The sequence below is a fragment of the Streptomyces sp. NPDC127097 genome, assembly GCF_042724075.1.
Classification (GTDB): domain Bacteria; phylum Actinomycetota; class Actinomycetes; order Streptomycetales; family Streptomycetaceae; genus Streptomyces.
The window spans coordinates 1-17,660 of record NZ_JBHXFI010000098.1; the positions used below are offsets into that span (position 1 = coordinate 1).

The following is a 17,660-nucleotide window of genomic DNA, read 5'->3' on the forward strand; positions in this document are numbered from 1 at the left end:
GCCGGGGGGTCCCGTAGTTAATCCGATGATGTCCGGCACACCCCACCCGCGCAGGCCCGTCACCGCACCCAACAGCCCCGCGCAGCGGCACCGCCCGCCGCGTGGGGGTACCTCCCACGCCCTTCAGGCAGTGGGGGAGCAACGGCGAGTCAGCCACAAACGCCGGCCGAGGCAAAGCGCAGCGCTTGGCGCAACGGCGGGGGCTCCGCGCAAGCGGGCCACCAACGGCGCGCAACAACCACGGCGGGAAAGCCGAAAACGCGGGAAGCAAGGCCAAGCGCAGCGAATCGCATTTCGTGGCGCCGTATCCCTACAGCTAACCTCCAGGGAGTCACCTTTCTTACGCAGGAGAATCTCCCATGGCCCACGCCGCACAGGTCCAGCGCATGTCCCGCTTGATGATCAAGACACTGCGCGACGACCCGGCCGACGCCGAGACCGCCAGCCACAAGCTGCTCGTCCGCGCCGGTTACGTCCGCCGCTCCTCCGCCGGCATCTGGACGTGGCTGCCGCTGGGCAAGAAGGTCCTGGAGAACGTCTCCCGCGTGGTGCGCGAGGAGATGGACGCCATCGGCGGCCAGGAGGTCCTGCTGCCGGCCCTGCTGCCCAAGGAGCCCTACGAGGCCAGCGGCCGCTGGGAGGAGTACGGCGACCTGCTCTTCCGCCTCAAGGACCGCAAGGGCGCGGACTACCTCCTCGGTCCGACCCACGAGGAGATCTTCACCCTCACGGTCAAGGACCAGTGCACGTCCTACAAGGACCTGCCGGTGATCCTCTACCAGATCCAGACCAAGTACCGTGACGAGGCCCGCCCCCGTTCCGGTGTGCTGCGCGGCCGCGAGTTCCAGATGAAGGACTCGTACAGCTTCGACACCACCGACGAGGGCCTGGAGCAGTCCTACGCCCTGCACCGCGAGGCGTACACCAAGATCTTCGAGCGGCTCGGGCTGGACTACCGCATCGTCTCCGCCGTCTCCGGCGCGATGGGCGGCTCCGCCTCCGAGGAGTTCCTGGCCCCCGCCGCGGCCGGCGAGGACACCTTCGTCGACTGCCCGGCCTGCGACTACGCCGCCAACACCGAGGCCGTCACGGTCAAGGTCGAGCCGGCCGACGGCGCCGCGCACGGCCCCGTCGAGGAGCTGGACACCCCCGACACCCCGACCATCGAGTCCCTCGCCGAGTTCCTCGGCGTACCGGCCGCCGCGACCCTCAAGAACCTCTTGATCAAGGTCGACGGCGAGATCGTCGCGGTCGGCGTCCCCGGCAACCGCGAGGTCGACCTCGGCAAGCTCGGTGAGCACCTGGCACCGGCCACCGTCGAGCTGGTCACCGCCGAGGACTTCGTCGACCGCCCGGACCTGGTCCGTGGCTACGTCGGCCCGCAGGGCCTGGCCGGCAAGGCGTTCCGCTACCTCGCCGACCCGCGCGTCGCCCCCGGCACCGCCTGGGTCACCGGCGCCAACAAGGAGGGCAAGCACGCCAGGAACGTCGTCGCCGGCCGGGACTTCGAGGTCGACGAGTACCTCGACGTGGTCGTCGTCGAGCCCGGCGACCCCTGCCCGAAGTGCGGCACCGGCCTGAAGATCGACCGCGCCATCGAGATCGGCCACATCTTCCAGCTCGGCCGCAAGTACGCGGACGCCTTCGAGCTCGATGTGCTCGGCCAGAACGGCAAGCCCGCCCGGGTCACCATGGGCTCGTACGGCATCGGCGTCTCCCGTGCGGTGGCCGCCCTCGCCGAGCAGACCCACGACGAGAAGGGCCTGTGCTGGCCCCGCGAGATCGCCCCGGCCGATGTGCATGTCGTGGCGGCCGGCAAGGCCAAGCAGACCGAGCTCGCCCTGGAGGTCGGCGAGCAGCTCGGCGCCGCGGGCCTGCGGGTCCTCGTCGATGACCGGGCGGGTGTCTCGCCGGGTGTGAAGTTCACCGACGCCGAGCTGCTGGGTGTCCCGACCATCGTGGTCGCCGGCCGGCGCGCCGCCGAGGGCGTCGTCGAGGTCAAGGACCGCCGTACCGGCGAGCGCGAGGAGCTGACGGTCGAGGAGGCCGTCGCCCGCCTCAGCGCGTAACCGACACGTACGGCGAACGGGCCGGCCAGGGGAACGCCCCGGCCGGCCCGTTCGCCTGTGCGCCGAAGGGCCCGTCCCGTGGGCGCGCACTCGCCTACCGCGGCCTACAGCCAGGCCGCGAACTCCAGCAGCGCTTCCCCGCGCTGACGGTCGCCCACGGCCACCTCCCGTGCGCCGGTGTCCACCGCCCGGTACAGCGTCCAGTCGCGCAGCCGGTCCCGGTCCACCTCCAGGGAGTCGGCCAGTTTGGCCACCCGGCGGCGGGCCGCGGCGGCCGCGCCGGAACCGGCCAGCAGATCCTCGAACCGGTCCAGCACCAGCGCCGCCAGGTCGTACGCCCGCTCGCCCACCACCGGCGACGGGCCCACCGCCAGCCAGGGCGCCCGCGTACCGGCCAGCACCTTGCCCTGCCGGAACGTGCCGTGCAGCAGGAACTGCTCCCCGGACCCGGCCGGCAGGCCGCGCCGCAGCTCCAGCGCCTGCTCCACCAGCGGCCCGGCGGCCCGGGTCAGCGCCCCGGCCGTGCGCAGCCCCTCCACCGCCTCCTCCGTACGCCCGGCCAGCGTCTCGAAGGGATGCCCCGGGGCGGGCTCCACCCACAGCCGCCGCACCGTGCCGGCCGCCTCCAGCACGGCCTTGGCCTCCGGCAGCGAACGCAGCGACACCCCGCCCTGGAGCCGCTCCAGCAGCAGCGCACCGCTCTTGTCGTCGGACCGCAGCAGCCGCACCGCGCCCCAGCCGTCCCACATCTCCAGCGCCGCGCCCTCGTGCGCCGACACCCGCCCCGGCACCGGGAACTTCAGCGCCGCGGGCGTGCCGTCCTGCTGCCGTACGAGCGCGAGCAGACTGCTGCGGCCACCGGGCGCGTGCACCCGCTCCAGCGTCAGCTCCCAGGCCGCCAGCTGCTGCTGAACCAGCGTCGGCAGCGCCGTGAGCCACTGCCGCACCGGACTTTCCGGATCGCCGCTCAGCGAACTCACCAACCGCTGCGGCGGTTCGATGGGTGCGGTTGCCATGCGTGAGCTGTCCCTTTCCCGGTGGCGGAGACCGCGGAGCGGCCGGTCGTTCAGAGCGCGCCCGCGGCGGCGCTCGCGGAGCCGGACGGGGCGGCCTCCGCGGCCCGCTCCGCGAGCCCAGGGAAGGCTACGCCGCCGCCGCGCCAGCGCACCGACCGCACCGCCGCCTCGCGCAGCGCGGCCGCCGCCTCCCGCCGCCGGACCGCGCCGCCGGCCCGTACGAGATCCGCGTACACGGCGGCCAGCCGGTCCTCCAGCTCCGCCGCCAGCCGGGCCGCGGCGGCCGCGTCCGGTACCGGGAAGGGCAGCTCGTAGGCGGCGGCCGCGGCCTGCGGGGTACCGCCCAGATCGCGCACCACGCGGCGCAGCGCGTCCCGGCGGGCGCGGTGTCCGTCGTACGCCGCCTGGGCCTCGGTGCGCCGGTCACCGGCGATCCGCCCGCCGACCACGCCGTAGCCGTACACCGCGGCGTGCTCGGCGGCCAGCGCCGCCTGCACCGCCGTCAGCTCGTCGTCTTTGCTGTCGTCGTTGTCGCGCCTGCTGCCGCGCGCCGTTCCGGCCGTCATCCGCACACCCCTTCGCTGGTACCTGCCCGGTGTCCCGCCGCGCCCGTCATCCGGCCCGCTCCGCCAGCAGATACGCGTGCACCGCACCGGCCGCCGCGACCGAGGCCAGCAGCCGGGCCAGTTCCGGGGGCGCGGCGATCAGCGCCTTGGTACGGGTATCGGCGAGCCGGCGTTCCGCGTCGGCGAGCGCCGCGCGGGCGGCCCGCTCGTCCTCGGGGACCGGGGGGCCGGACGGCCGGGCGCCGTGCGGCGAGGGACCGGACGCGGGCGCTCCGGCGTCGCGTGCCGGGCCGTCGGAGGCGCCGCCGCCGGGCGGGGCGGTGGCCCGCTCGTCGCCGAACGCCTCGGCGTGCCGGGCGACTTCGGAGCGCAGCGGGCGCAGCCGGGGCTCCAGCGCCGGATACGCGGCCAGCGTCGCGTCGTAGCGCGCCAGCAGGGTCGTGCTGTCGCGGGCCGAGCGCTTGCGCAGCCGTTCGGCGGCGGAGGAGTGTTCGGCCCGGTCGGGGCCGGAGTCCTCGGAGCAGCCCGTGAGGAGGGCCGTGCCCCCGAGGGCGGCACCGGCCAGCAGGGTCCTTCTCCGCACGTACGCCACTTTCGGCACGTTGCACTTCCCGGGGTCTTCCGTAGTGATCACCGCAGGCGAGAGTATCCGTGACCACCCACCGAATCGTCAGTACCCCGCCGGAACCGATAGGCTTTGACCCGACACGCGACCTACCCACAACAGCACACGCGGCCGAGGAGTCACCCGGATGAGCACCACCCAGAGCGAGAGGCTGCGCGGACTGCTTGAACCGCTCATCGCCGCGCGCGACCTGGATCTGGAAGAGATCGAGGTGACACCGGCAGGCAAGCGGCGGGTGCTGAGGATCGTGGTCGATTCCGACGAGGGCGTCCAGCTGGACGAGTGTGCCGCGCTGAGCCGCGAGGCATCCGAGGTCCTGGACGACTCCGATGTGATGGGCGGCGCCCCCTACACCCTTGAGGTGACCTCACCCGGCGCCGACCGCCCGCTGACCGAGCTGCGGCACTACCGCCGCGCCGTCGGCCGCCTCATCAAGGCCCAACTCCACGAGGGCGGCGAGCTGGTGGCGCGGATCATCGCCGTCGACGACTCCGGACTGGACCTCGAGGTGCCGGGAGTCAAGGGCCGCAAGCCGACCGCCCGCCGGGTCTCCTTCGACGAGATCGCCAAGGCGCGCGTCGAGCTGGAATTCAGCCGTAAGCCCGACAAGACAGACAAGCGCGACGCGCAGCACGACGAGAAGATCGACGAGAACAAGGAGGAGGCGTAGCCGTGGATATCGACATGAGTGCCCTGCGGGGTCTGGTGCGGGAGAAGGAGATCTCGTTCGACCTGCTGGTCGAGGCGATCGAGTCGGCCCTCCTCATCGCCTACCACCGCACCGAAGGCAGCCGCCGGCGGGCGCGGGTGGAGCTGAACCGCAACACCGGGCATGTGACGGTGTGGGCGAAGGAGAACGCCGAGGACCTGTCGGACCTGCCGGAGGGCGAGGAGCCCCGCGAGTTCGACGACACCCCCTCCGGCTTCGGAAGGATCGCGGCGACCACCGCCAAGCAGGTCATTCTCCAGCGGCTGCGGGACGCCGAGGAGGAGATCACGTTCGGTGAGTACGCCGGACGGGAGGGCGATGTCGTCACCGGCGTCGTCCAGCAGGGCAAGGACCCCAAGAACGTCCTGGTCGACATCGGCCGCCTGGAGGCCATCCTGCCGGTGCAGGAGCAGGTCCCCGGCGAGGACTACGCGCACGGCACCCGGCTGCGCTCGTACGTCGTACGGGTGGTCAAGGGCGTCCGCGGCCCGTCCGTGACGCTCTCGCGCACCCACCCCAATCTGGTGAAGAAGCTCTTCGCCATGGAGGTCCCGGAGATCGCGGACGGCTCGGTGGAGATCTCCGCCATCGCCCGCGAGGCCGGCCACCGCACGAAGATCGCCGTACGGTCCACCCGCTCCGGCCTGAACGCCAAGGGTGCCTGCATCGGCCCGATGGGCGGCCGGGTGCGCGCCGTGATGGCCGAGCTGCACGGCGAGAAGATCGACATCGTGGACTGGTCGGACGACCCGGCCGAGCTGGTGGCGAACGCGCTGTCGCCGGCCCGGGTCAGCAAGGTCGAGGTCGTGGACCTGGCGGCGCGCTCCGCCCGGGTCACCGTGCCCGATTACCAGCTGTCACTGGCCATCGGCAAGGAAGGGCAGAACGCCCGGCTCGCCGCCCGTCTCACGGGCTGGCGGATCGACATCCGCCCGGACACCGAGCACGCGCCGCAGGACTGAGACCGTCCGAGGCGGCCGGTCGCGCCGCGGACCCCGGAAAATCGGTGGTGCCGCGGCGCCCGGCCAGGAATTCTGAGCAGTCGTCCGGCCTTCACCCCATCGGGGCCGGAGCGGCGCGGGGAGGTAGACTTAAGCAGTGTCTGGCCGGACGCATGCCCGCGCACGCCCTGAGCGCACCTGTCTGGGATGCCGGGAGCGAGCGGCCAAGGGCGATTTGCTGCGCATCGTGGAGATCGAGGGTGAGTGCGTCCCCGATCCTCGCGGTACGCTGCCCGGCCGGGGTGCTTATGTGCACCCGACACTGGTCTGCCTCGACCTGGCGGTTCGCCGCCGGGCGTTCAACCGGGCCTACCGGGCCCGGGGACCGTTCGACACGACGGCCTTGCGCCGGTCCGTCGAGCGTGCCGAGCAGCCCCTGCAATAACGCACAGCACGAAATGCACAGCGCACGGAAAACCGTGCGGTCAGGTACCTCGCGAGTCGGAAGTAGGTCGAGATTGCGATGAGCACTCGATGAGTACGCGATGAGTACGCCCATGAAGTAGCGACGGTCCGGTGGACAAACCCGGACCTAGAAGGAGCGAAGTGGCTAAGGTCCGGGTATACGAACTCGCCAAGGAGTTCGGCGTTGAGAGCAAGGTCGTCATGGCCAAGCTCCAAGAACTTGGTGAATTCGTCCGTTCGGCGTCCTCGACGATCGAGGCGCCGGTTGTTCGCAAGCTGACCGACGCTTTCCAGGCAGGCAGCGGCAATGGCCGCGCCGCCGGTAAGCCCGCGGCACCGCGCAAGTCGGCCCCCGCGAAGCCGTCCGCGCCCTCTCCGGCGCAGGCGGCCCGTCCGGCTGCCCCGAAGCCGGGCGCCCCCAAGCCGGGCCCCGCGGCTCCGGCAGCCCCCGAGGCACCGAAGGCCCCCGAGGCCCCGGTGGCTCCCAAGAGCACTCCCGCCGCCGGCCCCACCCCGGGCCCGCGCCCCACCCCGGCGCGCCCCGCGGCACCCAAGCCCGCTCCGGCCGCCCCCGCGCAGCCCGAGTTCCAGGCTCCGCCGTCCGCTCCGGCCGCTCCGGCCGCCGGCCAGTCGGCTCCCCGTCCCGGTGCCCCCGCCCCGCGTCCGGCCCGTCCGGCGCCCGGCCAGGGTGGTCAGGGCGGCCAGGGCCGCGGTAACGCCCCGCGTCCCGGTGGCGAGCGTCCGGCCCCGCGTCCCGGTGGCCGCCCGTCCGGCCCCCGTCCGGGCAACAACCCCTTCACGTCCGGTGGCTCGACGGGCATGGCCCGTCCGCAGGCCCCCCGTCCCGGTGGCGCCCCGCGTCCCGGCGGCCAGGGTGGCCCCGGCGGTCCGCGTCCGCAGGGCGGCGGCCAGGGCGGTCCCCGTCCCCAGGGCGGCCAGGGCGGCGCGCGTCCCACCCCCGGTGGTATGCCCCGTCCGCAGGGTGCGGCCCCCGGTGGCGCCCCGCGTCCCGGTGGTGGCGGCGGTAACCGCCCGAACCCGGGCATGATGCCGCAGCGTCCCGCTGCCGGCCCGCGTCCGGGCCCCGGCGGTGGCGGTGGCCGTGGTCCCGGCGGCGCCGGTCGTCCCGGTGGCGGCGGTCGTCCCGGTGGTGGCGGCGGCTTCGCCGGCCGTCCCGGTGGTGGCGGCGGCGGTCGTCCGGGTGGCGGCGGCGGTTTCGCCGGTCGTCCCGGTGGCGGCGGTCCCGGTGGTGGCGGCGGCTTCGGCGGTCGTCCCGGCTTCGGTGGCCGTCCCGGCGGTCCCGGTGGCCGTGGTGGCACGCAGGGTGCGTTCGGCCGTCCCGGCGGTCCGGCGCGTCGTGGCCGCAAGTCGAAGCGGCAGAGGCGTCAGGAGTACGAGGCCATGCAGGCCCCGTCGGTGGGCGGCATCATGCTGCCGCGCGGCAACGGCGCGACGGTTCGCCTGTCGCGTGGTGCCTCGCTGACGGACTTCGCCGAGAAGATCAACGCCAACCCGGCCTCGCTGGTCCAGGTCATGCTGAACCTGGGCGAGATGGTCACGGCGACCCAGTCGGTCTCCGACGAGACGCTCCAGCTGCTCGCCGAAGAGATGAACTACGTCGTCGAGATCGTCAGCCCGGAGGAGGAGGACCGCGAGCTGCTCGAGTCCTTCGACATCGACTTCGGTGAGAACGAGGGCGGCGAGGACATGCTCGTCGCGCGTCCGCCGGTGGTGACCGTCATGGGTCACGTCGACCACGGTAAGACCCGGCTGCTCGACGCGATCCGCAAGACGAACGTCATCGCGGGCGAGGCCGGCGGCATCACCCAGCACATCGGTGCCTACCAGGTCGCGACCGAGGTCAACGACGAAGAGCGGCGCATCACCTTCATCGACACCCCCGGTCACGAGGCGTTCACCGCCATGCGTGCCCGTGGTGCCAAGTCGACCGACATCGCGATCCTCGTGGTGGCGGCCAACGACGGTGTCATGCCGCAGACGATCGAGGCCCTGAACCACGCCAAGGCGGCCGACGTGCCGATCGTGGTCGCGGTCAACAAGATCGACGTCGAGGGCGCCGACCCGACCAAGGTGCGCGGCCAGCTCACCGAGTTCGGTCTGGTGGCCGAGGAGTACGGCGGCGACACCATGTTCGTCGACATCTCCGCCCGTGAGGGTCTGAACATCGAGCAGCTGCTCGAGGCCGTGGTCCTGACCGCGGACGCCTCGCTCGACCTGCGCGCCAACGCGGAGCAGGACGCGCAGGGCATCGCGATCGAGGCCCACCTCGACCGTGGCCGCGGCGCCGTGGCGACCGTCCTGGTCCAGCGCGGCACGCTGCGCGTCGGCGAGACGATGGTGGTCGGCGACGCGTACGGCCGGGTCCGTGCGATGTTCGACGACAAGGGCAACAACGTCGAGGAAGCGGGTCCGTCGACCCCCGTCCTGGTCCTGGGTCTGACCAACGTCCCGGGCGCCGGCGACAACTTCCTGGTCGTCGACGAGGACCGTACGGCCCGTCAGATCGCCGAGAAGCGCGCGGCGCGCGAGCGCAACGCCGCCTTCGCCAAGCGCACCCGCCGGGTGTCCCTCGAGGACCTGGACAAGGTGCTCAAGGCCGGCGAGGTCCAGCAGCTCAACCTCATCATCAAGGGTGACGCTTCTGGTTCCGTCGAGGCCCTGGAGTCCTCGCTGCTCCAGCTCGACGTCGGCGAAGAGGTCGACATCCGGGTGCTGCACCGCGGCGTCGGTGCGGTCACGGAGACCGACATCAACCTGGCGTCCGGCTCCGACGCGATCGTCATCGGCTTCAACGTGCGCGCCGAAGGCCGTGCGACGCAGATGGCCGAGCGCGAGGGCGTCGACGTCCGGTACTACTCGGTCATCTACCAGGCGATCGAGGAGATCGAGGCGGCCCTCAAGGGCATGCTCAAGCCGGAGTACGAGGAGGTCGAGCTCGGTACCGCGGAGATCCGCGAGATCTTCCGCTCGTCCAAGCTCGGCAACATCGCGGGTGTGCTCATCCGCTCCGGCGAGGTCAAGCGCAACACCAAGGCGCGCCTCATCCGCGACGGCAAGGTGGTCGCGGAGGACCTCAACATCCAGGGTCTGCGCCGCTTCAAGGACGACGTCACCGAGATCCGCGAAGGCTTCGAGGGCGGTATCAACCTCGGAAACTTCAACGACATCAAGATCGACGACGTCATCGCGACGTACGAGATGCGCGAGAAGCCGCGCGGCTGATCACGCGGTGCTTGGCCGGGGCCGGTCGGCGGAGAATTTCCGTCGATCGGCCCCGGCCGTTCCGTGTACGGTTCGAAAAGACACGGATTCCCAAGGCCCCACGGGTGGCTTGACCCGTCTTGCATGTACGTAGGGACGCTGTCCTTCGACCTGCTTCTCGGCGACGTACGGTCGCTGAAGGAGAAGCGCTCCGTCGTCCGTCCGATCGTCGCCGAGCTGCACCGCAAATTCGCGGTGAGCGTCGCGGAGGTCGGGGACCAGGATCTGTACCGCAGGGCCACCATCGGCCTGGCGGTGGTCTCCGGGGACACGGGGCATCTCACCGAAGTCATGGACCGCTGCGAGCGCCTGGTCGCCGCACGGCCCGAAGTGGAGCTGCTGTCGGTACGCCGGCGGCTGCACGGCGACGACGACTGACCTGATGGCCAGGCGTCCCGTCGCCGGCGGAAGCACAATTGTGGAAGAAAGAAGGAGACGGACCAGTGGCCGACAATGCGCGGGCGAAGAAGCTGGCGGACCTCATCCGGGAGGTGGTCGCCCAGAAGCTACAGCGCGGTATCAAGGACCCGCGGCTCGGTTCGCATGTGACCATCACGGACACCCGGGTCACCGGCGACCTGCGGGAGGCTACGGTCTTCTACACGGTCTACGGGGACGACGAGGACCGCGCCAGCGCCGCCGCCGGACTGGAGAGCGCCAAGGGCATCCTGCGCTCCGCCGTCGGCGCGGCGGCCGGCACGAAGTTCACGCCGACCCTGGCGTTCGTCGCGGACGCCCTGCCGGAGAACGCCAAGACCATCGAGGACCTGCTCGACAAGGCACGGGCCTCGGACGCCAAGGTGCGCGAGGTCTCCTCGGGCGCGCAGTACGCCGGTGAGGCCGATCCGTACCGCAAGCCGGGCGAGGACGAGGACGATGAGGGCACCGCGGCAGAATGAAGCGTGAGAGCAACAAGCCCATCGAGGGGGGCGGGCGCGCAGCGCTCTCCGGCAAGGGGGGCGGTGGGCGACGGGCGGGCCTGGTCATCGTCGACAAGCCGGCCGGCTTCACTTCGCACGACGTGGTGGCGAAGATGCGCGGGATGGCGCGTACCCGCCGGGTCGGGCACGCCGGCACGCTCGACCCGATGGCCACGGGCGTCCTCGTCCTGGGCCTGGAGCGGGCCACCAAGCTGCTGGGCCATCTCGCGCTGACGGAGAAGGAGTACGTCGGCACGATCCGGCTCGGCCAGACGACCGTCACCGACGACGCCGAGGGCGAGATCACCGAGTCGAAGCCGGCGCACGGCCTCGCCCGCGAGGACATCGACGCGGGCGTCGCCGGGCTGTCCGGGGCGATCATGCAGGTGCCGTCCAAGGTCAGCGCCATCAAGATCAACGGCAAGCGCTCGTACTCGCGGGTCCGCGAGGGCGAGGACGTGGAGATCCCGGCCCGCCCGGTGACCGTCTCCTCGTTCGTGGTGCATTCCGCGCACGAGACCGAGGCCGAGGACGGCACCCCGGTGACCGACCTGCTGGTCTCCGTCGAGTGCTCGTCCGGCACGTACATCCGCGCGCTGGCCCGCGATCTGGGGGCCGGGCTCGGCGTCGGCGGCCATCTGACCGCGCTGCGCCGCACCCGCGTCGGCCCGTACAAGCTGGACCGGGCGCGCACGCTCGAACAGCTCCAGGCGGCGGTGGACGACGCCGAGGGCGAGGGCCTGCCGGTCATGCCGATCGGCGACGCGGCGGCCGCGGCGTTCACCCGCTGGGACGTCGCCGAACCGCAGGCGCGGCTGCTGCTCAACGGCGCGCGGATCCCGATGCCGCGCTTCGACGGCGACGGCCCGGTCGCGGCCTTCGGGCCGGACGGCACGTTCCTGGCACTGGTGGAGAACCAGGGCGGGAAGGCCAAGAGCCTGGCGGTGTTCGCCATTTAGCGGCGGGATCGTGGCCTGATACCGGGGCCGGGTCCGGGCGGGGAAACGCGCTCCGGACCCGGCCTTCCGCATGTCCGCCCACGGGGCACCGGCCGCCACCCGGCGGCGCCGAGGCCACCCGCGCCGCCTGCCACGGCCGTCCGCCACCCGCTGACTCCCCCTCCGCTCCGACAAGTTCCGGCCATTCACTCATTCGGTGAGGCGCTCGGAGTGAATCGAGGAGTGGACGGGGGCGCGTTGGCAGGCTGCCCTCCCGCGGCGATCACCGCCTGCTTACCGTGCGGAGGACGGGACAGGGCGAGAGGACCGACGATGGCGTTGCTGGATGCCGATGCGGACGCGGCACTGGTGCGGATCCGCGATCTGGCAGGTCGGACGCGGGGCACGGGCTTCCTCGCGGACCACGACGGCACCGTGGTCACCAGCCACGAAGCGGTGGACGGTGCGGCACAGCTGGTGCTCCAGCCCATGGCGGACGGCGCGGGCGGGGGTGCGGCCGGGGGCGGCGGATGGACCTGCCTGGTGGCGGCCGAGGCGATCACGCCCCTTCCGGAGGCCGGGCTCGCCCTCGTACGGACCGACAGCTTCGGGCCGCACCGGCTCGCGCCGCTGCCCCTCGCCACCCGCCGCCCGGCCCCGGACACCCGCGCCCGGCTCTGGGCGGGCGGCTGGCTGGACGGCACGGTCGTCGGGCCCGGCTCCGGGGTGATGTACACCGCCGCCGCGCGCGTCCATCTGCTCGACGAGACGCTGGAACTCGGCCTCTGCGCGGGCGGCCGGGAGGCGCTGCGGCTGGGCGGCCCCGCGATCGGCGGGCCGGTGCTGGACGCCCGGACGGGTGCGGTGCTCGCGGTCCTCGGCACCGCGCTGCATCCCCAGGCCCCCGGCGGCTTCCGGACGGGGCGGATGCCCGGGCGCCGGGCGGGCGGCTTCGCGATTCCGCTGCGCGCGGTCGCCGAGGCCGCGCCAGGAGGCCCGCTCGCCGCCCTGCTGGAGCGCAACGCGCGGACCGTCCCGGCGTACGGCAGCGAGCTCAACCCGGCCGGCGCACGGCATCTCGCCGAAGTGGCGCTGAGCTCCGCCGCGCAGCCCCGCCTGTGGCGCGAGCCGGTCGAACGGCCGGACGTGGCAGCGGAGTTCACCCGTTTCGGAGCGGACGACGCGGCGGCGGGCGCACGGGTGCTGGGCCTGGTGGGGGAGCCCGGGACCGGGCGCAGCACCGAGCTGGCCGGGCTGGCCGCCCGCCGCGCCCAGGGCCCCGCGCCCGCCCCGACCGTCTGGCTGCGCGGGGCGGAGCTGCGGTCCGACGACGACGGCGTCCGCAGCGCGGTCGAGCGGGCGCTGCGCTCCGCGGGCCGGACCGTCGCCGCCGCGGACCGTACGGCCGGAGATCCGGCGGACACCACGGCGCAGGGCGTGGCCCGCGCGGCGGCCGCGGCCGGGAGCCCGCTGCTCGTGCTGCTCGACGGGCCGGAGGAGATGCCGACGGGCCTGCTGCGCCGGCTGGCCGAGTGGACCGGGGCGACGGCCGACTGGCTGGGGACGGACGGGGTGCGGCTGGTGATCGCCTGCCGCCCCGAGTACTGGGAGCGGGCCGGTGCGCTCTTCCCGCCCGGCCTGCTGCACCGGCCGCACCGCCCGGTGCCCGCGCTGCCCGCCTGCGTGGAGCTCGGCGACCTCCCCCGGGAGGCCGCGGAGCGCGCCCGCGCCCGCTACGGCCTGCCGTCCGGCGCACCGGCCGCGCCGGACGCCCGCCATCCACTCGCCCTGCGGCTGCTCGCGGAGGTCCGGGCGGCGCTCCCCCAGGGGGACGGGGCCGGGCTGGACGGCGGCATCGGCGCGCCGGACCGCCACCAGATCTTCGACGCCTACCTGGACCTGGTGTGCCTGCGCATCGCCGTACGGATCGCGGCCGCGCACCGGCCGGCACTGCGCGGCACCGCCGTACGCCGGCTGGCCGCCCAGGTCGCCGGCCAGGTGCACGAGGCGGCCCGCCGCTGTCTCGGCCCCGGCCCCGGGGCGCTGGACCGTACGTCCTTCGAGGAGGTCTTTCCGCGGGCGGCCGGCTGGGCCTCCGCGGTGCTCACCGAGGGCCTGCTGGTCCCGGCCGGCACCCGATACCGCTTCGTGCACGAGGAGTTCGCGGAGTGGCTCCAGGGCGCCCATGTCGATCTCGATCTGCTGCCCGTCCCCGGACACCGGGTGGGGCCGGTCGTCCAGGCGCTGCTGCGGCTCGCCGGCCGCGAGGGCTCGGTACAACTGACGTTCCGACTGGCGGAGTTGGTGCCGATGGCCACCGCCCCCGCCGCCGGAACACCGCCCCCGCACGCCGTGGACGGCCGCTGGTGGGCCGCGCGGGTGCTGTCCGGGGTGCTGCTCCGGGTCCCCGATGCGAGGCCGTACACGGGCGTGCTGCGGCTGCTCGCCGACCGGATCACCGAACGGTCGCTCCGGACGGGCGGTTTCGCGCACACCGGACTGGAGACCTTCGGCCCGTGGTTCTGGGAGCGGCTGACGCTGGCGGACGAGGACCGGATGGATCTGCTGCGCCGCCTTCTGCCGGCGGACGGGCCGCCGGTCGGGGCGGGGCGGGGTCCGGGCGCGGTGGAGCACGGGTCGGGCGCGGTGGAGCGGGGCGGGCCGGGAGGCGAAGCGGAGCGTGCGTCGTCGGGGCCGCCGCGGCCGCGGGGGCGGGCGGCGGGGGCCGCTTCCGTGGCCGGGCCTGCTTCCGTGGCCGCGTCCGCTTCCGTCGCCGCGGCCGCTTCCGTCGCGGCGGCCGGCTCGTGGTCGTCCGCCCTGGAGCCGTCCGGCCCGTCGTCGGGCGATCCGCTGCCGTCCGTCGAGGGGGCGGCGCCCGGCCTGTCGTCCGTCGAGGGGTCGGCGCCCGGCCTGTCGTCCGTTGATGGGTCGGTACCCGCTCTGCCGTCCGACGACGGGCCGTCCCCTGGCCGCGCCTTCGCCCCGCCCCCGCGCGTACGCGTCCACCCCACCGACGACGCGTCCGCCGGCCCCTGGGACGGCGAGACCCCGCCGGGCAGGAGGCACCCGGCAGGAGCGGCCCGCACCGCCTCCGGGACAGGCACGGGCGACGGGTCGCCCGAAGGGGCCGTCGGAGCGGCCGGGGCCGGTGCACCGCGCTCGTCGCGCTTTCTCGACGCCGCGGCCGAGCTGCTGTGCGCGGACCCGGAAGGTGTGCAGCCGCTGCTGTGCGCCTGGTTCGACGACACCCGCCCGCTTCAGCGCCTCGGTGGCGAGGAGGGCGACGGCCCGGCACGCCACGCGTTGCCCCCGGAGATCACCGTGGCCACCGCCGCGCAGGCCCTGCTGCACACCCACCGCCGGCCGGCGCTCGACGCGCTCACGGAGGCGCTGGTGGCGGCCGCGCACCCCAAGGGCGACGAGCTGATGGACGCGCTCGCCGAGGACGAGCCGGCGGCGGTGTGCCGGGCCGTGGACCGCTGGGCCCACGACACCCGCCCCGAGCGCCGGGCCGCCGCCGCGACCTACGGCCTGCGGGCCGCCCCGTACATCACCGCCGCGGCCGACCGCGCCCTGCTGCGCTACGCCGCCCTCTGCCTGCTCGCCCGGACCGCGGACAGCGCCCACCACGGCTCCGCGCTCGCCCTGCTCGTCGGCGACCCGGCCACCCGGGACCGCTTCCTGGACCGGGCGCTGGCCCGCTTCGTGGCGGGGGATCCGCAGCTGCCGCCCACGGCGTTCCGGGCCGCCCTCACCGACCACCCCGGGCCGGTGCTGGACGCCTTCCGGGCCCGGCTGGTCGGTGGCGCCGGTCCGCCGGTGGCCGCCGCGCTGCTGCGGATGCTCGCCCGCACCGAGGAACCGGCGCTCGCCGGCCGCATCGACGGCCTGGTGCGCGACTGTGCCCGGCACTGCCCGGACCGGGCCGCGCGCCCGGTCGCGGAGTTCGTCGAGTGCCGCCTGGAGCGCGGACCGGCCGCCCGCGCGGCGCTCCGCCCGCTCGTCGCCGAGCTGCTGACCGGATATCCGGTACCGGTCCGGTGCGCGCTCGCGGCGGTGGTGGCCGAGGCCGGGTCCGGCGACTCGGCCCCGTTGCGCCGTGAGCTGCTGGAGGTGCTGCTGGCCCAGGAGGCGTCGTACGCGGCGCCGCACGGCGGGTACGACGAGACCGGCCCGGACACCCGGGTGCTGGAGGCGCTGCTCCAGACGGCCGCCGAGGGAGCGGAGCGGCGGCCGGCCGAGCGCACCCGGGAGCTGGTGCACCGCACCGGGACGCTGCTGGTCCGTACGCCCGAGGGGGCGGCCCGCTTCGACCGGCGGCTGGTGGAGCTGGGGCGGCGGGTGCCCGGTTTCGCGCGGCGGGTGCAGGACTGGGTGGCGGACGAGCCGGGGGAGTGGGCGGCGGTGGTGGGGCCCGGGGCCCGGGCCACGCTCGCCGGATGCCACAGCTGACCGGCGGGTGAGCGGGCGTGACAGGCGGTCCGGCCCGCGTGGCGGCGCTGCCTCGGGACCCGTGGTCCCGGCGGTGGACGGTTGCGCTGAGCCACCCTTCGCGTGGAGCACCACCCGCGGCATGGCAGTCTTAGACCTGCGCCATGCCGACGTGGCGCAATGGACGGACAAGGGTTCGGGCGAGGAGCGGGCACAGTGCAGCGCTGGCGTGGCTTGGAGGACATCCCCGAGGGCTGGGGGCGCAGCGTCGTCACCATCGGCTCGTACGACGGAGTGCACCGCGGCCACCAATTGATCATCGGGAAGGCCGTCGCGCGCGCCCGCGAGCTGGGGATTCCCGCGGTGGTCGTCACCTTCGACCCGCACCCGAGCGAGGTCGTACGGCCCGGCACCCACCCGCCGCTGCTGGCGCCGCACCACCGGCGTGCGGAGCTGATGGCCGGGCTGGGGGTGGACGCGGTGCTGATCCTCCCGTTCACCAAGGAGTTCTCGAAGCTGTCCCCGGCCGACTTCGTGGTCAAGGTGCTGGTCGACAAGCTGCACGCGCAGGTCGTCGTCGAGGGCCCCAACTTCCGCTTCGGGCACAAGGCGACCGGCACCGTCGAGACCCTGGCCGAGCTCGGGACCACCTACGACTACACCGTCGAGGTCATCGACCTCTACGAGCGCGGAGCGGCGGGCGGCGGCGAGCCGTTCTCCTCCACGCTCACCCGCCGGCTGGTGGCCGAGGGTGAGGTGGCCGGTGCGATGGAGGTCCTCGGACGGCCGCACCGCGTCGAGGGCGTCGTCGTACGCGGTGCCCAGCGCGGCCGCGAACTGGGCTTCCCCACGGCCAATGTGGAGACCCTGCCGCACACCGCGATCCCGGCCGACGGTGTCTACGCGGGCCTGCTCCAGGTGGAGGGCGAGGCGATGCCGGCGGCCATCTCGGTCGGCACCAACCCGCAGTTCGACGGCAAGACCCGCACCGTCGAGGCGTACGCCATCGACCGCGTCGGCCTGGACCTGTACGGCCTGCACGTCGGCGTGGACTTCCTCGCCTACATCCGCGGCCAGGAAAAGTTCGACACACTCGACGCCCTGCTGGAGCGGATGGCGGTCGACGTGAAGCTGGCGCGGGGGTTGATCGCGGCGGCGGGGTGAGGGCAGGGGGTGGGGGTGGTTCCTGCTTTTTCTGCTGCTGGGGGGCTTTGCTGAGCCCTCTCGGTGTTCCCTTGCCCGGGGGGCTTGCCGCTGGGGTGTTCCCGTGCCCCGGGGAGTGTTCCCTCGCCCCTGGGTTGCTCCTTTTGCCTCCGTTCTTCCGGGGGCTGTCGCCCTAACCCCCCACCCCCCCCGCTGGTTTTTCCCCGCCGCCCACCCCCCTTCGGGGGGTGGGCGGGTGTAGAGGTGAGGTGCGGTAACGAGGTGAGGTGCGGTAGGCCCGTGGTGGGCGGGCGCAGAAATGCAGCACCTCTGGCGTGCACTGAGGCAGCGGCCCAGCCGCATCGAGGGGTGCGGATCCAGCGCTTCAGCCTTCCCAACTCGGCTGATTTCAGGCGGAGTTCGGCCGGGATCGGTTCACTCGTCCGAGGTATGACGTGATATGGGGCGGGGCCCGGCACTTCTCAAGTGCCGGGCCCCCCCCCGTATTGCGCTTCGGGCGCCTCACGGCGGAGGCGGCTGCAGCGGCCACCCCGG

At 73.9% G+C, this 17,660-nt stretch carries 13 protein-coding genes; 10 read left to right on the forward strand and 3 right to left on the reverse strand.

Going from position 1 to position 17,660, the window contains the following annotated elements:
• Nucleotides 1-359: 359 nt before the first annotated feature.
• Nucleotides 360-2,069, forward strand: coding sequence for a proline--tRNA ligase (locus tag ACFWJW_RS36700; RefSeq protein ID WP_387249451.1), 1,710 nt, complete (start codon nt 360-362; stop codon nt 2,067-2,069).
• Nucleotides 2,070-2,173: 104 nt separating this feature from the next.
• Here ACFWJW_RS36700 and ACFWJW_RS36705 read toward each other — a convergent pair whose 3' ends face one another.
• Genes ACFWJW_RS36705 through ACFWJW_RS36715 form a run of 3 tightly spaced genes read right to left on the reverse strand, consistent with a single transcriptional unit; the run spans nt 2,174 to nt 4,243 of the window.
• Nucleotides 2,174-3,085 (reverse strand): aminoglycoside phosphotransferase family protein, encoded by a 912-nt coding sequence (locus ACFWJW_RS36705; protein ID WP_387249453.1) that lies wholly within the window; start codon nt 3,083-3,085, stop codon nt 2,174-2,176.
• Nucleotides 3,086-3,135: 50 nt separating this feature from the next.
• A complete protein-coding gene (locus tag ACFWJW_RS36710) occupies nt 3,136-3,651 on the reverse strand; it encodes a ferritin-like domain-containing protein (RefSeq protein WP_387249456.1) in 516 nt (171 codons plus the stop codon).
• Between the two features lie 46 nt (nt 3,652-3,697).
• Nucleotides 3,698-4,243, reverse strand: coding sequence for a hypothetical protein (locus ACFWJW_RS36715; protein WP_387249476.1), 546 nt, complete (start codon nt 4,241-4,243; stop codon nt 3,698-3,700).
• Between the two features lie 160 nt (nt 4,244-4,403).
• On the opposite strand from ACFWJW_RS36715, the gene rimP reads away from it, so the two are divergent.
• From rimP to ACFWJW_RS36760, 9 genes are all read left to right on the forward strand, one after another.
• Nucleotides 4,404-4,946 carry a ribosome maturation factor RimP gene (gene rimP, locus ACFWJW_RS36720; protein WP_387249458.1) on the forward strand — a complete coding sequence of 181 codons (543 nt, stop codon included), beginning with the start codon at nt 4,404-4,406 and terminating at the stop codon, nt 4,944-4,946.
• 2 nt (nt 4,947-4,948) lie between these two features.
• Nucleotides 4,949-5,947, forward strand: coding sequence for a transcription termination factor NusA (nusA, locus tag ACFWJW_RS36725; protein WP_042149517.1), 999 nt, complete (start codon nt 4,949-4,951; stop codon nt 5,945-5,947).
• Between the two features lie 136 nt (nt 5,948-6,083).
• Nucleotides 6,084-6,371 (forward strand): YlxR family protein, encoded by a 288-nt coding sequence (locus ACFWJW_RS36730; protein WP_387249461.1) that lies wholly within the window; start codon nt 6,084-6,086, stop codon nt 6,369-6,371.
• A gap of 161 nt (nt 6,372-6,532) precedes the next feature.
• A complete protein-coding gene (gene infB, locus ACFWJW_RS36735; protein WP_387249464.1) occupies nt 6,533-9,634 on the forward strand; it encodes a translation initiation factor IF-2 in 3,102 nt (1,033 codons plus the stop codon).
• 123 nt (nt 9,635-9,757) lie between these two features.
• Nucleotides 9,758-10,051 (forward strand): DUF503 domain-containing protein, encoded by a 294-nt coding sequence (locus ACFWJW_RS36740; protein ID WP_387249466.1) that lies wholly within the window; start codon nt 9,758-9,760, stop codon nt 10,049-10,051.
• Between the two features lie 65 nt (nt 10,052-10,116).
• Nucleotides 10,117-10,572, forward strand: a complete 456-nt coding sequence (gene rbfA, locus ACFWJW_RS36745; protein WP_042149527.1) for a 30S ribosome-binding factor RbfA — start codon at nt 10,117-10,119, stop codon at nt 10,570-10,572.
• Nucleotides 10,569-11,552: a tRNA pseudouridine(55) synthase TruB gene (truB, locus tag ACFWJW_RS36750; protein WP_387249469.1), complete on the forward strand. Its 984-nt coding sequence runs from the start codon at nt 10,569-10,571 to the stop codon at nt 11,550-11,552. Before rbfA ends, truB begins: the two co-directional genes overlap by 4 nt.
• A gap of 312 nt (nt 11,553-11,864) precedes the next feature.
• Nucleotides 11,865-15,983, forward strand: a complete 4,119-nt coding sequence (locus tag ACFWJW_RS36755) for a hypothetical protein (RefSeq protein WP_387249471.1) — start codon at nt 11,865-11,867, stop codon at nt 15,981-15,983.
• Nucleotides 15,984-16,178: 195 nt separating this feature from the next.
• Complete coding sequence (locus ACFWJW_RS36760) at nt 16,179-17,126, forward strand: bifunctional riboflavin kinase/FAD synthetase (protein WP_387249474.1); 948 nt, start codon at nt 16,179-16,181, stop codon at nt 17,124-17,126.
• Nucleotides 17,127-17,660 lie beyond the last annotated feature (534 nt).

What these genes read in the sequence shown, in the direction of transcription:
- ACFWJW_RS36705 (WP_387249453.1), bottom strand. Translation starts at nt 3,085, where the DNA reads ATGGCAACCGCACCCATCGAACCGCCGCAGCGGTTGGTGAGTTCGCTG.
- ACFWJW_RS36740 (WP_387249466.1), top strand. Translation starts at nt 9,758, where the DNA reads ATGTACGTAGGGACGCTGTCCTTCGACCTGCTTCTCGGCGACGTACGG.
- ACFWJW_RS36755 (WP_387249471.1), top strand. Translation starts at nt 11,865, where the DNA reads ATGGCGTTGCTGGATGCCGATGCGGACGCGGCACTGGTGCGGATCCGC.
- ACFWJW_RS36710 (WP_387249456.1), bottom strand. Translation starts at nt 3,651, where the DNA reads ATGACGGCCGGAACGGCGCGCGGCAGCAGGCGCGACAACGACGACAGC.
- truB (WP_387249469.1), top strand. Translation starts at nt 10,569, where the DNA reads ATGAAGCGTGAGAGCAACAAGCCCATCGAGGGGGGCGGGCGCGCAGCG.
- rimP (WP_387249458.1), top strand. Translation starts at nt 4,404, where the DNA reads ATGAGCACCACCCAGAGCGAGAGGCTGCGCGGACTGCTTGAACCGCTC.
- ACFWJW_RS36700 (WP_387249451.1), top strand. Translation starts at nt 360, where the DNA reads ATGGCCCACGCCGCACAGGTCCAGCGCATGTCCCGCTTGATGATCAAG.